Source organism: Pseudomonas sp. GW821-FHT09C09 (assembly GCF_059418105.1).
Genome location: NZ_JBWKPF010000013.1, coordinates 1 through 16,330, shown reverse-complemented (window position 1 = coordinate 16,330; position 16,330 = coordinate 1). Strand labels below are relative to the sequence as shown.

Genomic DNA, 16,330 nt, shown 5'->3' with positions numbered 1-16,330 from the left:
TACTGCAACTTAACTACGTCGCATCTTGGACATGTCATACATGCCTGTAGTGCTGGTGGTTCCCTGCAGCTCTATCGGGTCTGGTTCATGAGCAAAGCGGCCTGTGGCAATGACGCCCATAGGTTGGCCCGGTTGACGTGGCGTCCTACCGTTGCCTGTCAGGTCTACCATGCTCGCGCTGGTGAGGACTTGCACACCGCGATTCATTCCGATGCACCGGGAGTGAACTGAGGAGCCTCAACGAACCTCGACCAGATAGGCGTCCAGCCATCAGTGGTGCGGCTTCCGTGAGCAATCATGAGCTGCATTCGACCGGTAAGCTCGAAGCCTTCATCGACAACCAGCACCAAAGCGCCCATGCGCTTACCTGACTCCGAACTGATATTGATGCTGTGCTTAGGGTCATTGATGGCAGAGAGCGGGACTGTAGGCATGTTGTGCAAAGTGACACCGAAACGTCGCTTGTTCTCTGCTCGGTCACCGGTGATATGGGTGCTGTTGTAATCTTCTGGGTCTTGATTGGACATTGGTCTTACCTCTCTAGTGTGGGTGGTTACTGGCTCAGTGCTGTACGCTTTGAGCATCGTATGGTTATTGCAACGATGTCCTAACAAACCTCCCCGGAAAGAGAGGGCTGCTAACGGCTTCTGGTTGCTACCAACTGCGTTGGCTTTGTTCTTCAAGGAAGAACAAGAAGAGCGGCTACTAGTGGAACTTGTTCTACTGGTGGCTACCATCTTCGATGGGGATACAGACCGATGAACCCATGAATCATTCTCATTTGGGCATCGACCTGAGATAGGGAAATAGTGGTGGGGGCGTTTCACTGAATGGTGTTTACTGCCGAGACTCGACGTGCCTATCTATAGTGCAACTTAAATCTGTCTAACGTGTGAGACTTAAGGCCAAACTCAGAAGCCCCAGAGGCTCGCTATTCGTCTTTTAAGCGCTAGACAGTATTGGGCTCAGCACTCTACCCACAATTGCCTGTGAGCGGCCTAGGGCTCAGTGAACGGGATACGTCATTGCAGATATTGTTCTCCCTTTCTCCATAAGGAGAAGAAGGGAGGAATACAACTATCTCTACTAGGCTAATGCACTACATCTTCCACTGGAGACTACTAAACCTACTCCCCCTAGGGTGCTACTGTAGCTTTTACACTACTGTTGCTACTGGGGATTCTTCTATACTGCAACTTAAATAGTGTGAGACTCTCGAAACCACGGTTTATAAGGGCTGTGGCGCTGTGAGACTTTGTGACCAGATCTACCAATCGAGTCACGCGGGAGGTTTATTTCTATACTGCAATTTAAAACTCGATCCGGTATTAGTCTCACGTGTGAGACTTTTGTCAGACGTGGGCGAATATCCTCAAACGAGAAAGCCCCAGAGGCTCGCGTTGAGCGCCTGAGGCTTTTGGTGGGGGGCAATCTATATTCTGCCCGGTCGCTGTCTGAGTGTGGTCTGGGGCTGATTGGAATACATGCAGTCACGGAAGAGCCAGGCGACCAATAGCGGAATGTGAGTGACAATGAATAACGCCAGCGCCACAGTCGGCGGATCTGGGCGCGCGGGAGCCATTTCAAGCCGTCCCCCCCTAAGCGAATCCCAGATGCTGCTCGGTTGAGCTGTAATAGCCTCTCGCGGGCCTCTGGCCGCATTTCTCACCGTGCATCTCAACCTATGCGTAGTGCATTCGGGTAGCTAGATAAGGTCGGGGCAGTCAGCGCCTCGATGCTATAGAACGCCCTTAGCGTGCCCTGAAACGGCCCTTTGCCAAAAATCATGCATCGGCTTCCCGCTTTGCACAATGTCGCTTCACGGTTCGTACAGAGATGCCCAGTGCTGCGGCTGTAGCTGACTGGCTGTAGCCTTGGCGGCGATAAGAATGAACCTGTGCGGTCACGTCATCGGCAACAGGGCGCCCCAGCTTCACGCCTTCGGACTTGGCACGAGCTAGACCTTCACGAGTACGCTCGCGGATTCGGTCACGCTCCATCTCTGCCACGGCTGCAATTACCTGCATCAAGAGCTTACCCGCGCCGCTGGTTAGATCGGTATTTCCAAGGTCGAGGGAAACGACACGAATACCCGCATCGTCAAGCTGTTGAATAGTGGTTTGGATGTCGATGCTGTCACGGCCAAGGCGGTCGAGCTTCAGCACCACCAGCGTGTCACCCTCTTCCATCTTATTGAGCAGGGACAGGAAGCCCGGACGCTCCATCGCTGGCACGCTGCCACTGATAGTCTCGGACACCACACGGTTAGCGCGCAGGGTGTACCCGGCTGACTTGATCGCGTGTGTCTGGTTTTCGGCGGTCTGGTCGGCAGTCGATACCCGGCAGTAGGCGAAGGTGCGGCCTGTAGTGGTCATGGTCTGTCATCCTGTAGTCAATGGCGGTGGTGCCATTTAATGGTGACAAGAATACCGATGGTGCCAACAAGTTTCAACCATAGTTTGATGTCACCGCTTCACGACCTTTCCAGCCAGTGCCATTAAACGGATGATTGTTGGCACCACATGACCTCAGCCCCCTTCTGACAGCGACAAACCAGACCAGCATCACTCGACAGCACCTCACAGCTCGTCAGCCAACCACCAGCGGACACAAAGCGACAGCCTCGGCATAGTCAGCGTAACGGGCCAACTGCCCTCACAGCCCGTCATACAACGCTACACGCCAACACGACTTAAGCTGCGGCAATGGCCCTGAGTGATACATGAGGCAAGCCACCCGACAAGCCTCACCAGACCGCATCGCCCCGGTACAACGGAGTGCATGCACCGGCCCCGGCTAGGGCAATAAAGGCTCCCGTTCGCCCACCAGACGCAGCACAGAGGCCATTGCCCCTCCCCCACGGGGGAAGCCGGGCGCGGCTAACGGCGGGAAACCTCTCACAAGTGCAAACCATTTTTGATTCGGGGTAGGTGATCGCTACTGACAAAAAGCCCCCTGAGTACCTCAGCGATGGTTTCAACGGGAACGCCAGAGCCGTATGTGTCAAAAGTAATCGTGCCAGAAGCATGCCCCATCACAGCCTGAGCATGCGTCGTAGGAACTCCTTTGACTTGCATTAGCGAAGCCAACGAGTGACGCAACGAATGGAACACCAAGCCTGGGCCATACGTGTCACCAAGAGCCTCTGGGATTGCTTGTTGATTTACCCACTCTCCGGCTGTTTTGTAGCCGATCTGAGCTAATGAGTCTGACCCGCTGACTTTGCGCGCATCGACATACCGCATGAAGGCTGCGAGGTCGAACCCATAGGCACCGTCAGTCAGTGGCACTAACCGCTCACTACGTTTGTTCTTGATCGACTTACCTTCACCGATCTCGTTGATATGTATGGCGGTGATTCCTGAAGCAAGGGTCTGCACGTCACTTACCGTCAACTGTGAGATTTCATTGAGGCGCCCGCCAGTGATAGCACCAAGACTCAATAGCCAGCGCTTCCATGAGGACTCAGGGAGCGTGTTGGAGTAAGCCACCAGCAAGCCCACTTGATCCTGTGTAAATGCCTTACGGCTCGACTCAAGACCCTTAGTAAGCTTCAGCTTCTTATCGTATGACTTGGATATGTGACCGTTCTCCACAGACCATGCGAGGACAGCCGACAGCTTCACAATGAGCTTATTGACCGTTGAAGGCATGCGACCATCTGCAAGACGATCACGGAGAGCTACGAGGTCAGCCCGTGAGTGCGTCCTCATGTCCAGTTCACCTAGGGCCGCAGAGATGGTGCCGTGGCAAATCTTGGTTTCCTTCAGGGTTGATGCCTTCTGATCCCGCCCACGGTCGGCCAAGTAGAGACTGGAAAGAATCTCAAAGGTCATCGCTGGAGCCACTTCAGACAGAGACACCGGGACATCCGCAGTCGGCTTTATGGATCCCGTTGAGCCGCCCACATCACCTGAGTGGACTTCATGAAACCCGCCCCACACCTGCGTGACGTCGTTATCCCGTTCAGCCCCAAACAGCTCAAACGAGACACAACGAAAATGCTCCTTCAGCTTGTTCCAAGGGGCGTCTGGGTTCTCCAAGTGAAAAGCCCGGACAAAGCCCGAGAGCTGTTCAGCGGCATCCATAGCCACCCTTCGGTTATTGGTCTTTAAGGAAACCGAAGCGAGATTGGTGGTGCTGCCTGTAGCCCTGAGACGCATGTAGTAAATGCCGTTGCGTCGGTAGTAATACGGCTTAGCGAGCCTTGTGGCCGGCCTCAGGGGAGTAGTAAGACTTGTAACAGTGGTTGATACAGCAGATCGAACTTCAAGGATGCTCATGGCGGTTAGCCCCCGTAATCATTGGGTTAACCTGAATTCCTTGAAGTTCTGGATGTACTGCCGGGAGGACCTGCGCAAGTTGAAGCGGATCACCCTGTTGTGGGATTACATCCGCGAAGTGACCGAGCGCAATCAGGCGCTGTTGATGGGACAGACCCGGGAGATGCAGTTCGCCGACTAGTCGGCGCTGACCACGATCGACACCCGGCGGTTTTCGGTGCGGCCGGCGGCGGTGTCGTTGGAGGCTACCGGCTCGCGGCTACCGAGGCCTTGCAGCTGGATGTTTTCTTCCTTCATGCCGACCGTGGTCAGCACTTTGCCCACACTCTTCGCTCGGCGCAGCGACAGCTGCTGGTTGTAGGCTTCCTTGCCCGAGGCATCGGTGTGGCCATCCACGCGAACCCGTTCGATGCCTACACCCAACAAGGCTTTGCCGATACGCTCGACGATTTCGGTACTTTGCTTGTTCAGGCTTTCGATGTCGCTGCCAAACAGCACTTTGCCCGACAGGCCGAACTCCCAGCCGTCGTCGGTCAGTTCAAAGCCCTGCTGCTTGAGCACGGCAATCTGCGCCGGCGTCAGGCCTTTTTGCGGAGCGGTCTGGCAACCGGTCAGGGCCAGCATGGCGGTCAGTAACAGGGTGGAAATCAGTCGAAAGGAAATTGAGAACACGGGCATCAGCTCCTGGTTTGAACGGGATCGACCGGGTGCTCCGACCCGGCGGTGAATTGGGCGCCGCGGGACAGGCGTTTGGCTTGATACATCGCGGCGTCGGCCGCATCGAGCAAGGTGCCGGGCGTGGCGCCATGATCGGGGTAAACCGCAATGCCGATACTGAGCGAGGTCACCACAAGGGTGTCGCCCGGTACCGCAATGGGAGTGTCCATGCTGGCGAGGATCTTGTCGGCAATGCGCTCGGCGTCTTCGGTCTTGTGCAACGGCGTCAACAGCACGGCAAATTCATCGCCGCCCAGACGCGCTACCAGGTCCTCTTCGCGCAACTGCGCGCGCACCCGGTTCGCTACAGCCACCAACACCGCATCGCCGGCCGCATGGCCAAAATTGTCATTGATCTCCTTGAAACGATCACTGTCCAGAAACAGCACGGCTACGCGTTCATTGAGTTTGTTGGCGCTGCGCAATGCACGAATCAGGCGACCCTCGAAAAACGCCCGGTTGGGCAGTCCCGTGAGGCTGTCGTGAGTGGCCTGGTGGGCAAGGGTTTCGTTCTCGTTTTGCAGGTGGGTCTGCCACGACTCCAGCTCATCGAGCAAAGCGTTGAAGTCGTTGCCGAGGTTGTGGAGCTCGGCGATTTTCGCCGGTGGCACCCGCCGGTCCAGTGCCCGTTCGCTTCGTGCGGCGTGAGCCACGCTCGCCAGGCTGTGCAGCGGGCCGATGATCCCGCGCAACTGACTGCGCGCCAGAAATAGCGCGACCCAGGCGCTGATCGCGGTGCAGAGAATGATGCCCGCCAGACCGCTCAACAGAAACTGCATCAGGCTGCCGCCGTGACCGATCAACAGGATCCGGCCGATCTCGCGATCCTGGTGCAGGATCGGCAGGCTGATCGGCTTTTCCAGCACTATCCGCGTGATCTGCATTTCCAGCCCGGAAAACAAACCGTTTTCCGGTCGCTGCCATCGCGCCAGCAACTGACCCTGGCTATCCAGCACCTGCGCGTCCGCCACCTCTTCGGTCGAGGCGATCAACGCCAGCGCCTCCGTCGCGGCAGGCTTGTCGTTGAACACCACCGCCGCTTCCACGGTGTAACTGATCGAACGAGCGATCAGGTGCAGGTTGTGGTCGGCATAGACCCGCAGCGCCAGCACGCCCAGCAGGGTCAGGGACACACTGGCCATCGCCACGGCAACCAGCGCCACGATCAAATGCCCGCGACCGATGACCGAACCCAGGGTCGGACGCCCTGTGGATTTGTCGCGTCTCATGGAGCCGCCGGCTTGCGGCGCGACAACTGCAGCACGCTAGGATGAATACGCACGCCGCTGCGGGCGACGGAGTCGAGATTGACCTCGAACGACACCTGCTCGTCACCGACCCGCAGGCAGAACAGGCTGCCGACCGTACATTGATCGCCGCCCTCGCTGATGCTCAATACCGGGTGACCGATCAGCGAAGCGAACAGACGGCTGCGTTCATCGGCGGTGAGCTTGCCGATATACACCGCATCGCACTCGCTGACGATGGACGGGTTATCGGCCAGGAGGCGACGCACCGTGACAGGCCGGCCCGTAGCCTGGGTCGTGCCTTTCACCAGATCGTCGGTGTATTCGGTGGGACCGACGATGCACAGGCGCAATTGCGCAGGCTCGACCGGCCAACGGGCGTAACTGAGGATGCCAAGGACTACCTGAGTGACGGATTTGGCCCGTTGTTCAGCCATACCGACCGGTGTTTGCGGCTGGGCAGCAACCCCGCCTGTGAGCAAACAGAGCAGAACGGCAAGCAACGCTCGCTTGCTGCCAACTACGCGCTCTGTCGCCCAGACAGCCAGCTTCATGCAGGGATTCTCTTGGATCGTTACGAAATGATGCCGCAACGATAGCACAGCGTTGGAACGCCAGCGATACAGCCCCCTCTGACCGGTCGGTCAGATAACGCCAGTAATCACTGGCAACTTCACCCTCGAAGCGCCGCGCCTTCCTCCAGTTCCAGCATCAAACCGCTCAAGCGCTTGACCTTGCGCTGCACCGCTTCCTCGAATACCCCGGCTCGCGGTTCGATCAAGGTGAACCAGTGTTTGGCTCGGGTAATGCCGGTGTAGATCAGCTCTTTGGTCAATACCGGATTCAGAGCGTCGGGAAGGATCAACGCGGTATGGGCAAACTCCGAGCCTTGCGACTTGTGCACAGTCATCGCGTACACGGTTTCCACATCATTGAGCCGGCTCGGCAGCACGAACCGCACCCCACCGCGCCCATCGTTACGCGGGAACGCCACCCGCAACACCGGTTCACCGGCGTTCGGTCCATCTCGTTCGGGCAGTTTGAGAGCGATACCGATATCACCGTTCATCAACCCCAGGCCATAGTCATTGCGGGTCATCAGGACCGGACGGCCTTCATACCACTGCTGGTCGCTGTCGATCAGCCGCGCCTTGAGCAGTGCTTCGGTGATACGCAGGTTCAGCCCCTCGACACCCCACGGTCCTTTGCGCACGGCGCACAGTAACTGGAACGTATCGAACGCCTGCAAGACTGCTCGCGCCCAATCGAGCCAACCGGGATTTTCAAGAGGGGCACCGACGGGCGGGCGCTGATTGCGCAAGACGCTCAGGTAATGCCGATAACCGTGAGGGCCCTCGCCATGCCCATCCAGAACGAGGCGTTCCAGTGCATGGTCATGCTCTCCCTTGAGTGCCAGCGAATAAACGTCGTCATGGCTTCGCGCTGCCAGCAAGTGACGAGCTTCATCCGGCAGTTGCTGATTCACCCGGCGCGCAAGCTGGCCGATGCCACTGCCCTCGCCGAAACGCCGCGAGTGACGCAACATCACCACTTGCTGCGCCAGCGGGTGCGTACCGTCCGTGTCTTCGTGCAAACCGGCGTCCTGCAAGGATTCCCCGCTCACGGATTCCAGCCACTGACGTGTCTGCGGACTGTACCAACCCGCCTCGGCATCGCGACACAGATCCCCCAGCACCGCACCGGCCTCGACAGAGGCCAGTTGATCCTTGTCGCCCAGCAACACCAGGCGAGCATGTGACGGCAACGCATCAAGCAGGTTGGCCATCATTTCCAGGTCGATCATGGACGCTTCATCGACCACCAGCACATCCAGTGGCAGGCGGTTGCCCGCGTGATGACGGAAGTGTCGGGTGCCGGGACGACTACCGAGCAGGCGGTGAACGGTAGTTACCTCGGAAGGAATTTTTTCCCGAACGGCTTCGGCGACTTCCAGCGATTGCACTTGCTGGCTGATGGACTCGGTCAGCCGCGCTGCCGCTTTACCCGTAGGCGCGGCCAGGCGAATACGCAGAGGCTGGCCGGCTTCGACTGCCGGGGCCTGAAGCAAGGCCAGCAAACGCACGACCGTGGTGGTCTTGCCGGTGCCCGGCCCGCCCGTGACGATGCTGAAGGCACCTCGGGTCGCCAGTGCGCAGGCGAGTTTCTGCCAGTCGATCGCACCGGATGTCTTTGCCGACCCGAATAACTCGTCCAGTCGCTGCGACAGATCACCCGGCGTCGGTTCATGCTCTGCCAAACGTTGGCGCAGTGCCGTGTCGATACGCCGTTCATAGGCCCAGTACCGGCGCAGGTACAGGCGTTTACCGGACAGCACCAGAGGGCATTGCCGTGCAGACTCACTGTCGTCGGCAGCCAGCGCCACCAGAGGGCTGCCGGCCAGCACTTTGCACCAGTGTGCGCCGTCAAGTGACTCAAGCAATTGCGATGGCAACAACACACCGGATTGCGCATCACCTTCAGGTGGCAGGGACAGGGCAAAGTCAGGAGCCTTGAGGGTTTCGAACAAATCCAGGCACACATGACCATGACCGAGCTGGTGACTGGTCAAAGCGGCGGCAAGCAGGACCAGCGGGTCGACGTCTGGCACCAACTCGTGAAGAAACGTCACGAAGGCCTTGTCCAGAGCCCGTAGCCACCCTCGCTCGACCCAGTGGGTCAGCAACTGCAGCAAGTCCTCGGCCTGCATCAGGGGCGTCAGTCGAGCAAGACTGTCTGCATCCAGCGCAATCGGCGACAAGTGCGCGAAGGTGCGGCTCATAGCAATTCTCCCTGTTCCCATACCGGCTCGGATTTCGGTTCCGGTTTACCCTGGAACATCCGGTCCAGACGCTCGATCAGCTCCCGTGGAGGCCGCGCGAAATACACGCCACCGCTGTCTGCCCGTGTACCCCGCAGGAACAGATACAGCGCACCGCCCACGTGCCGGTCGTAATCGTAATCGGCGAGGCGGGCCTTGAGCTGACGATGCAGTGCCAGCAGGTACAGCACGTATTGCAGGTCGTAGCGGTTTTCCAGAATCGACTGTTCCATGGCCTGCTCGGTGTAGGCGGCATCATCGACGCCCAGCCAGTTGGATTTGTAATCCGCCACGTAGTAACGACCATCATGCTCAAAGGTCAGGTCAATGAACCCTTTGAACATGCCGTTGAGTTGCACGGCCTCGGCGGCAACCCTGGCAACGCCGTTGTGGGTGAACTTGCGTACCTGCTCGTCGAGTCTGACGACATCGACCTTGTGGCTGGCGAACCAGAACTCCATCTCGACCCGATACTGTTTCAGTTGCTCCAGCACGACTGAAGGTCGACCGGCGCCTGCCGGCATCGGCGATTTGAGCAGATGCTGCAACCAGTCGCTGAGAGTCGTGATCCAGCCTTCCCAGCCACGACGATTGCAGCGCCGGGCGATCGCGTCTTCCAACGCTTCGCGCGAAACCGCGAAACCTTCATCGCCTGCCCATTCGAGCAGTCCGTGAAGAAACGTTCCCGGATTCGGTCCTCGGGGGAAGCGGTGAATCTCGGCGCCTCCCGGAACGATCTCGCGGGGGGCATCGGGCTCGAGGCGCTCGTCGTCGAACAGTTTCTGCGCTTGGGGACTGTCAGGTGCTTCATCACTGCCCACGCTCAACACATCACTGATGCGCAATGCGCTATAGGAAGCAATCCACCAGTTTTCGCTGGCCTTGCGTTTGGGGATTAACGTGGCACTTGGGGTCGCTTCGTTGCGGGGTGGCAGGTAACGCTCGCTGGTTGCCAGCGGCATTTCCACGATGCTCAGCGCTGGGCAATGTTGGTGCAAATCGTCGAGCCAACGGGTCAGACCGCTGGACTCGCTCAGTGACGCGCCACCACCCAGCAGATAGCCAAATGCTGAAAGATGCAGGACCGAGCTGCTGTTATTACCGCGTTTAAGGTCCGTCACACCGAGCCAGCACGCATGTTGTGCCCTGGTCAGCGCGACGTAGAGCAAACGCAGATCCTCCGCCAGACGCTCATTGTCGGCCAGGGCAATCAGCTCGGCATCCGGTTTGAGACTGACCTGAGCCTTGCCGGATGCATCGTGGTAGTGCAACGGCAGCCGGCTGCCGTCCACGGGTTTGGCCGAGCAGATGAAGGGCAGAAACACCAACGGATACTCAAGCCCCTTGGACTTGTGGATCGTCACGACCTTGACCAGTTGCTCGTCGCTTTCAAGGCGCAGGATTTGCTCCTCACCCGCCTGACCGGACAACGCAAGGTGCTCGGCCAAATGACGGATCAGCGCCTGCTCGCCATCCAGTTCGGAGGCCGCCTGCTGCAACAACTCCGACAGGTGCAACAGGTTAGTCAGCACCCGCTCACCATCACTGCGAGCGATCAGGGTTTGCGGTAGATGGAAGTCATGCAAAAGATGCCGCAACATCGGCAACACGCCTTGTTTACGCCAGATCTCGCGATAGGCTCGGAATTGCATGACTCGGGCTTCCCAGACCAGTTCGTCCTGATTCAGGCGCTCGAGTTCAGCCAACGGCAGATTCAAGGTAATACAGGCCAGGGCTGCTTTCAGTGAGCGCTCGACATCCGGCTCGGCACAGGCCTTGAGCCAGGCCAGCAGGTCATGGGCCTCCTGGGCCGCGAAGACTGAATCCTTGTCCGAAAGATAGACGCTGCGCACCCCACGGGCGGCAAGCTCACCGCGTATCGCTTGAGCCTCCTTGCCATCGCGCACCAGAATTGCGATGTCCGCCGGCTGCAGCCCGCGAAAATCCTTGCCGTCCTGCTCGAAACCCGCGCTGCCGGCTTGTCCGCCATTGAGCAGGGCAGTGATTTCACTGGCGCAGGCCGCCGCCAGCTGCTGGCGGTAGACCGCACCGGAGACTGGCTGCTCGGTGGATAAACGCCAGATGTTCAGCGCCGGCACGTCTTGCCCGGAAATCAGTAAATGCTCCTTGCGCCCCTGAGAATCCACAGGCTGAAACGGCACCGGGTTGTCACCGTCTTTCTCCCGAAACAGAAACGCACCGCGTCCCTGCTCACGGGACTCGGCGCGCTCGAACACCTGGTTTACTGCACGGACCATCCCGTGGCTGGAGCGAAAGTTCGTACCCAGCGTATGCAGTCGCCCTGCGGTGGCTATTCGCGCGCGCAGGTAGGTGTAGATGTCCGCGCCACGAAAGGCATAGATCGCTTGCTTGGGATCTCCGATCAGAAACAGTCCGGTCTCGGGATTGTTTTCCTCGATGCGATAGATGTTCTCGAAGATCCGGTACTGCACCGGATCCGTGTCCTGGAATTCGTCGATCAGGGCGACCGGAAACTGCTCGCGGATAAGCGTGGCGAGGCGCTCGCCGCCTTCGGATCGCAACGCGGCGTCAAGGCGCAGCAGCATGTCATCGAAGCCCATTTCGGCACGTCTGCGCTTCTCTTCCTCAAAGCGCGCACCTACCCATTTGGCGGCGTGCTGCAACACAGCCGCGTCAGGCGTCGGCAGCCCGTCGAGACTCGACTTGAGCCTCGACATCGCGTCCAGTCCCGGATGACTCGGGGGCTCGCCTTTCCAGGCTTCGGCCATGCCGTCCGGCGTGAGCCGGGTAAATCCGGTACCGATATCCAGTTGTTCCAGTGACTCGTCTTCAGCCCAGGTCTTGAGCTTCTCGAACCAGGGCTCAAAGTAGCGGGCCTGCATCTTGCGTCCGTCGACTGTCTTGCTGGCAACACCCTGATGACAAATGGCGAGCAATTCTTCCGCCCACTGCTGCCAGGGCTTTTTCAATTCAACCAATGCTGCGCGGCGTTCCAGCAGGCACTCGTCGATCAGTTCGGCCGGAGATCTGTCTTCCTTGCCGTCACGTTCAGTGCCGAAGAGAGCACGTACACGAGGCAACAGGGCGGCCGGACCTCCCCAGTTAGTACGAACCCAATTCAGGGCATCCCCCTGCATCGGATAGCAGAACAGGCGCCAGTAATCACGGAGCACTTCGCCGAGCAGATCGCTGTGATCGGTTTCCAGAGACTGGGTAAACAGACTGCCGCTGTCGAATGCGTGTTCGCGCAGCATTCGCTGACACCAGCTGTGGATCGTCGAGACCGCAGCCTCGTCCATCCATTGCGCGGCGATATCCAGGCGATTGGCGCAACCGGGCCATTGCTGAGGATCGAACTGCGCGCGCAGCTCATCGATCAACGTATCAGGAGGCGGCGTCTCGTCACGGAAGAAGCGTGCGGCCTCGGCCAGACGTGTGCGGATGCGCTCGCGCAACTCCTTGGTTGCCGCATCGGTGAAGGTCACTACAAGAATCTGCGGTGGCAGCAGTTCACGACCGAAGCCACTCGCTTCGCCTCCATGACCAAGGATCAGGCGCAGATACAACGCGGAGATGGTGAACGTCTTGCCGGTGCCCGCGCTGGCCTCGATCAGTTGACTGCCCTTCAATGGAAACGCCAGGGCAAGTGGCTGCTGTGTACTCATGAACGCACCCCCTCGCTGGCCAATGACTGCCAGGGGGCTTCGAGCACCGGGCGGTATAGAGCGTTACACCAATCGGGGAATGTTTCCTCGACCAGCAAAGCATCGTAATCCGGGAACTGCCGCGCCAATGCGGGACTTTCGCGTCTCTCGCCTTCGCTGGTCTGGCCATCACCTTCATAGGCTTTGCGTGCAGCGGCTTCAGCCTTCAGCGGGTCGCTCTGGCCCAGCCATGCAAAAGCGGTTTTCACTGCAACCGGAAGTGGCTGGCGCATTCCTGCCTGCCAGGCGAGCAGAAGGTCTTCGAGTATCCGCCATGCCCGATCCTGCTCCATGGGTTCAAGCAAAAGAGTGTCGTCGCTGGCGACCAGCGCAGTGGTCAAGGACAGCCCGCTCGTACAAGCGACCAGATGATCGACCCACGGTTTGATCAGACGGTGCCATTTGCGGTTCTTGATTGAACCGATGCTGTTGGGGATCGTCGTCACCGACAGCACACCGCCATCGGCGCGCTGATGCAAACCTCCAAGCCATCCTTCCAGGCGTAATCCCTGCCATTCAAGATTGATCGGGATCGCACTGGTCAGCGGAGTCGGCCAAAGCGTCAGCAGTTGTTGATAGCGTTGCAGCAAATCAGGAAGGGGTTCGATCAACTCTCGCTGCAGACACTCTCCGAATCCCGCCATGGGCAGCAGTCCGCTGTTTTGCAGGCGCCGGGCCTGAGCTTCAAGCGCCTGATCAACACTCTCCGGATGCCTCAAGGCCGCGTCGAGCAAACTGCTGCTGAGGGTGTATCGCTGCAATGCATCCAGCACAAAAGGCTCTTCATCGGCTTGAGGCACTTGCGCCGCTTCGAAGTAAACCTTCAAGCGTTGAGTGAAAAAGTGTCGAACCGGGTTACGCAGAAAATCCTGCAGCAGTGCAAGGCCGAGCGGCTCCTCCTGGACATGGGGTTCAAGCATTCCTTTCACTTCGGCAGGCTCATGAAGTTGATGCAGCAGCTGCCATTCATTGGCATAGCTGAACAGCTCATCACCGTCATGGAAGTAACGTGAACTGAATGGCTGCAACGGGTGATCCTGGGTCATGGCATGCAACAGATCCGCACTCTCATCAGTCGTTCGCCAACCATTGGCGAGATGATCGCGCAACTGACCGATCAGCACCGAGGGTGGCCGTTCACTGTTGTCACGAATGCTGCGTCCAACCCAACTGATGTAGAGCTGATGACGAGCAGACAGCAGTGCTTCGAGCAGCAGATAGCGATCATCTTCACGGCGGGAGCGATCTCCCGGCCGGTAATCGCTGCCCATCAGGTCGAAGTCCAACGGTGGTTGTGCCCGGGGATAATCGCCATCGTTCATGCCCAGAAGGCAAACCAGTTTGAAGGGAATTGCCCGCATCGGCATCAAGGTACAAAAATTCACTGCACCGGCCAGGAACCGTTGAGACAAGCGCCCTTGATCCAGCCCGGCCAGCCAGGCCTCGCGAACAACGGTCAGCGGCAACTCATCCTCCAGTCCGACAGACTCACAGGTCTCCAGCCATGTTTCGCGTAGGTCCTCAAGCTGAGTCAGCAAGTAGTCGTCATGCTCATTGCTCGCTTTGAAAAACAACTGCATCAGTACCTGTAACCGACTCCCCCACTCTTGAGGTTTCGCAGGCTTCAGCAATTGCTGGTGCGAGTACTCCAAGGCATCCAGCAAGGCGGACAACGGACCGATCAGCGCGGCATCGAGGCCGCCAATTTCGTCGTAGGGCTCAATGCCTGCGCAGGCACTGGAATCGCCAACCGCGTAACCAAGGAGCATCCGCTTCAGGCCGAAACGCCAGCTGTTCTGCTCCAGTTCATTTGGCAATCCCAGTCCGGCACGTTGGTCAGCGTCCATCCCCCAACGCACCCCGGCGCCTTCGATCCAGCGATGCAGTGTCGGCAAGTCCCGCTCCTCCACCCCGAACCGTGCGCGTAACGCCGGCACATCGAGCAAGTCGAGAATTTCACTGACGGGGAAACGACTGTCGGGCAGTTTGAGCAGATGTTCGACGGCGATCAGCAATGGGTCGCGACCGCGTTGCCCCTGGTCGGCCAGCGTGAAAGGAATGAACCGTGGATCGTTACGATCCAGTTGCCCGAACACTGCACGGACGTGCGGTGCATAACTGTCGATGTCGGGCACCATCACGATCACATCGCGGGGACGCAGTTCCGGATTGGCGCTGAATCGAGCCAGGAGCTGATCGTGGAGAATCTCGACTTCGCGCTGCGCACTATGGGCAATGTGGAATCGAATCGATTGATCCTGCTTCAGATCGACTTCAGGCCAGAGCTCACGCGTCTCGCTGAGCGGGCGCAACTCCAGAATGTCATCCTGCAGTTGATTGAGCATGTTTTGCGGGGCCGTTTCGCTGAACAGATCGATACGACCATTGCGAAATGCCGCGCGATAGCTGCCGGGGTCGTCATAGCTGTCGAGCAGATTGATGTAGTCACGACCTTGCTTGCCCCAGGCGGCAAGCAGCGGATGGGCGTGTTGATGCAGTGACTCTGGATCCAGCACTACGGGCATGCCGCTCTTGCGAGCCTGACGCTTGTATTGATGACGCAACAGATCCTTGTCGGCAACGATATCGGCCCAATGATAACGGCAAGGATTATGTACGCAGAGCAGGACCTGGCTGAAACGGGCCAGCCCAGCCAATGCTTCGAGTACTTGTGCAGGCAGTGAGGAAATTCCGAAGACGATTACCCGTGACGGCAAGCCTGTCGGTGCTTTTTCAAGGTTGTTGATACACTCGATGAATCGCTGGTGCACGCCTGCCCGACTTTGAGCCATGCCTTGCTCACCGACATCTTCAAGCAATGCGCGCCACAGCTCCGCCTGCCAGCAACTGGTGCTGGGCAGCGGTTTCACCTCCCCCCTGACATTTCGTAGCTGATGACGACCCTCGGCCCAATCCTCGAGCCAGTCGGCACGGTATACCTGATACTGATCGAACAGATCCGCCAGACGCTCGGACAACTGGTAGCGCTTGCGCAAGTCGGTGTCATGGGTCAGGAATCGTTGCAGGGGTTCGAAATGCGGCAGGTCAATGACCTGCGGTAACAGGCGCATCAGTCGCCAGGTCAGAGGGGCCTTGTCGAGCAAGGACTTGGCCGGAATCTCATCTCGCCCCAGGACCATGCGATAAAGCTGCCACATGAAACTGCCCGGCAACTGCACATCAATTGCAGCGGCAATACCGCAGCCACCCAAGTCATCCTCTTCAGGATCCTCAGCCAGTGCAAGCTTGAGCCATTGAGCAATGCCGTTGCTCTGCACGAGCGCAATTTCGTTCTCCAAGGGAGCCAGCGGATAACGCCGCATGATGCTGATCACAAGGCTGCGCAGTTCGTCCAGGCTGTTGCTCTGGACCACCATGAATGCAGCGTTGAGGGACTGAGTGTCCGGCATAAGGCTTCCTTGGAAAAGTACAAAAGCTAGGGCTGAACCTTAGCATTCCCGGCTGGCTAGGGCAGCCGCAAGGCGTCCGAGAATGCTGTACGAACTTTCCTGCGGGCAAAACAAAACCCCAACTGCTTTCGCAATTGGGGTTTCGGAATTTAATCTTGACGATGACCTA

General features: G+C 58.5%; 9 protein-coding genes and 1 pseudogene. 1 reads left to right on the top strand and 9 read right to left on the bottom strand.

Annotated elements, in window-relative coordinates:
- Nucleotides 1-203: 203 nt before the first annotated feature.
- The 3 genes from AC07NR_RS28625 to AC07NR_RS28615 all read right to left on the bottom strand — a co-directional run bounded on the left by AC07NR_RS28625 (nt 204) and on the right by AC07NR_RS28615 (nt 4,283).
- On the bottom strand, nt 204-527 hold the full coding sequence (locus AC07NR_RS28625) for a hypothetical protein (protein ID WP_495079966.1): 324 nt from the start codon (nt 525-527) through the stop codon (nt 204-206).
- A 1,257-nt stretch (nt 528-1,784) separates the two neighbouring features.
- On the bottom strand, nt 1,785-2,375 hold the full coding sequence (locus AC07NR_RS28620) for a recombinase family protein (RefSeq protein ID WP_495079965.1): 591 nt from the start codon (nt 2,373-2,375) through the stop codon (nt 1,785-1,787).
- Between the two features lie 522 nt (nt 2,376-2,897).
- A complete protein-coding gene (locus tag AC07NR_RS28615) occupies nt 2,898-4,283 on the bottom strand; it encodes a tyrosine-type recombinase/integrase (RefSeq protein ID WP_495079964.1) in 1,386 nt (461 codons plus the stop codon).
- Between the two features lie 43 nt (nt 4,284-4,326).
- Here AC07NR_RS28615 and AC07NR_RS28610 point away from each other — a divergent pair.
- Nucleotides 4,327-4,464 (top strand): annotated as a pseudogene (locus AC07NR_RS28610) (LysR family transcriptional regulator); the annotation flags it as partial.
- On the opposite strand, the gene yfiB reads toward AC07NR_RS28610, so the two are convergent.
- From yfiB to recC, 6 genes are all read right to left on the bottom strand, one after another.
- Nucleotides 4,461-4,961: an outer membrane lipoprotein YfiB gene (yfiB, locus tag AC07NR_RS28605; RefSeq protein ID WP_192552822.1), complete on the bottom strand. Its 501-nt coding sequence runs from the start codon at nt 4,959-4,961 to the stop codon at nt 4,461-4,463. The pseudogene AC07NR_RS28610 and the gene yfiB sit on opposite strands and share 4 nt — an antisense overlap.
- Complete coding sequence (gene dgcN, locus AC07NR_RS28600; protein ID WP_495079963.1) at nt 4,961-6,229, bottom strand: diguanylate cyclase DgcN/YfiN; 1,269 nt, start codon at nt 6,227-6,229, stop codon at nt 4,961-4,963. Before dgcN ends, yfiB begins: the two co-directional genes overlap by 1 nt.
- Entirely contained in the window at nt 6,226-6,801 is a 576-nt protein-coding gene (gene yfiR / locus AC07NR_RS28595; protein ID WP_114881328.1) for a regulatory sequestration protein YfiR, read from the bottom strand. The genes dgcN and yfiR overlap by 4 nt, the downstream gene beginning before the upstream one ends.
- Nucleotides 6,802-6,920: 119 nt before the next feature.
- Nucleotides 6,921-9,026 carry an exodeoxyribonuclease V subunit alpha gene (gene recD, locus AC07NR_RS28590; RefSeq protein WP_495079962.1) on the bottom strand — a complete coding sequence of 702 codons (2,106 nt, stop codon included), beginning with the start codon at nt 9,024-9,026 and terminating at the stop codon, nt 6,921-6,923.
- Nucleotides 9,023-12,712 (bottom strand): exodeoxyribonuclease V subunit beta, encoded by a 3,690-nt coding sequence (gene recB, locus AC07NR_RS28585; protein WP_248738398.1) that lies wholly within the window; start codon nt 12,710-12,712, stop codon nt 9,023-9,025. Before recB ends, recD begins: the two co-directional genes overlap by 4 nt.
- Complete coding sequence (gene recC, locus AC07NR_RS28580) at nt 12,709-16,161, bottom strand: exodeoxyribonuclease V subunit gamma (protein ID WP_495079961.1); 3,453 nt, start codon at nt 16,159-16,161, stop codon at nt 12,709-12,711. The genes recB and recC overlap by 4 nt, the downstream gene beginning before the upstream one ends.
- Nucleotides 16,162-16,330: the final 169 nt, after the last annotated feature.

Coding starts and splice junctions, on each gene's coding strand:
- AC07NR_RS28625 (WP_495079966.1), bottom strand. CDS start 527: ATGTCCAATCAAGACCCAGAAGATTACAACAGCACCCATATCACCGGT.
- AC07NR_RS28620 (WP_495079965.1), bottom strand. CDS start 2,375: ATGACCACTACAGGCCGCACCTTCGCCTACTGCCGGGTATCGACTGCC.
- AC07NR_RS28615 (WP_495079964.1), bottom strand. CDS start 4,283: ATGAGCATCCTTGAAGTTCGATCTGCTGTATCAACCACTGTTACAAGT.
- yfiB (WP_192552822.1), bottom strand. CDS start 4,961: ATGCCCGTGTTCTCAATTTCCTTTCGACTGATTTCCACCCTGTTACTG.
- dgcN (WP_495079963.1), bottom strand. CDS start 6,229: ATGAGACGCGACAAATCCACAGGGCGTCCGACCCTGGGTTCGGTCATC.
- yfiR (WP_114881328.1), bottom strand. CDS start 6,801: ATGAAGCTGGCTGTCTGGGCGACAGAGCGCGTAGTTGGCAGCAAGCGA.
- recD (WP_495079962.1), bottom strand. CDS start 9,026: ATGAGCCGCACCTTCGCGCACTTGTCGCCGATTGCGCTGGATGCAGAC.
- recB (WP_248738398.1), bottom strand. CDS start 12,712: ATGAGTACACAGCAGCCACTTGCCCTGGCGTTTCCATTGAAGGGCAGT.
- recC (WP_495079961.1), bottom strand. CDS start 16,161: ATGCCGGACACTCAGTCCCTCAACGCTGCATTCATGGTGGTCCAGAGC.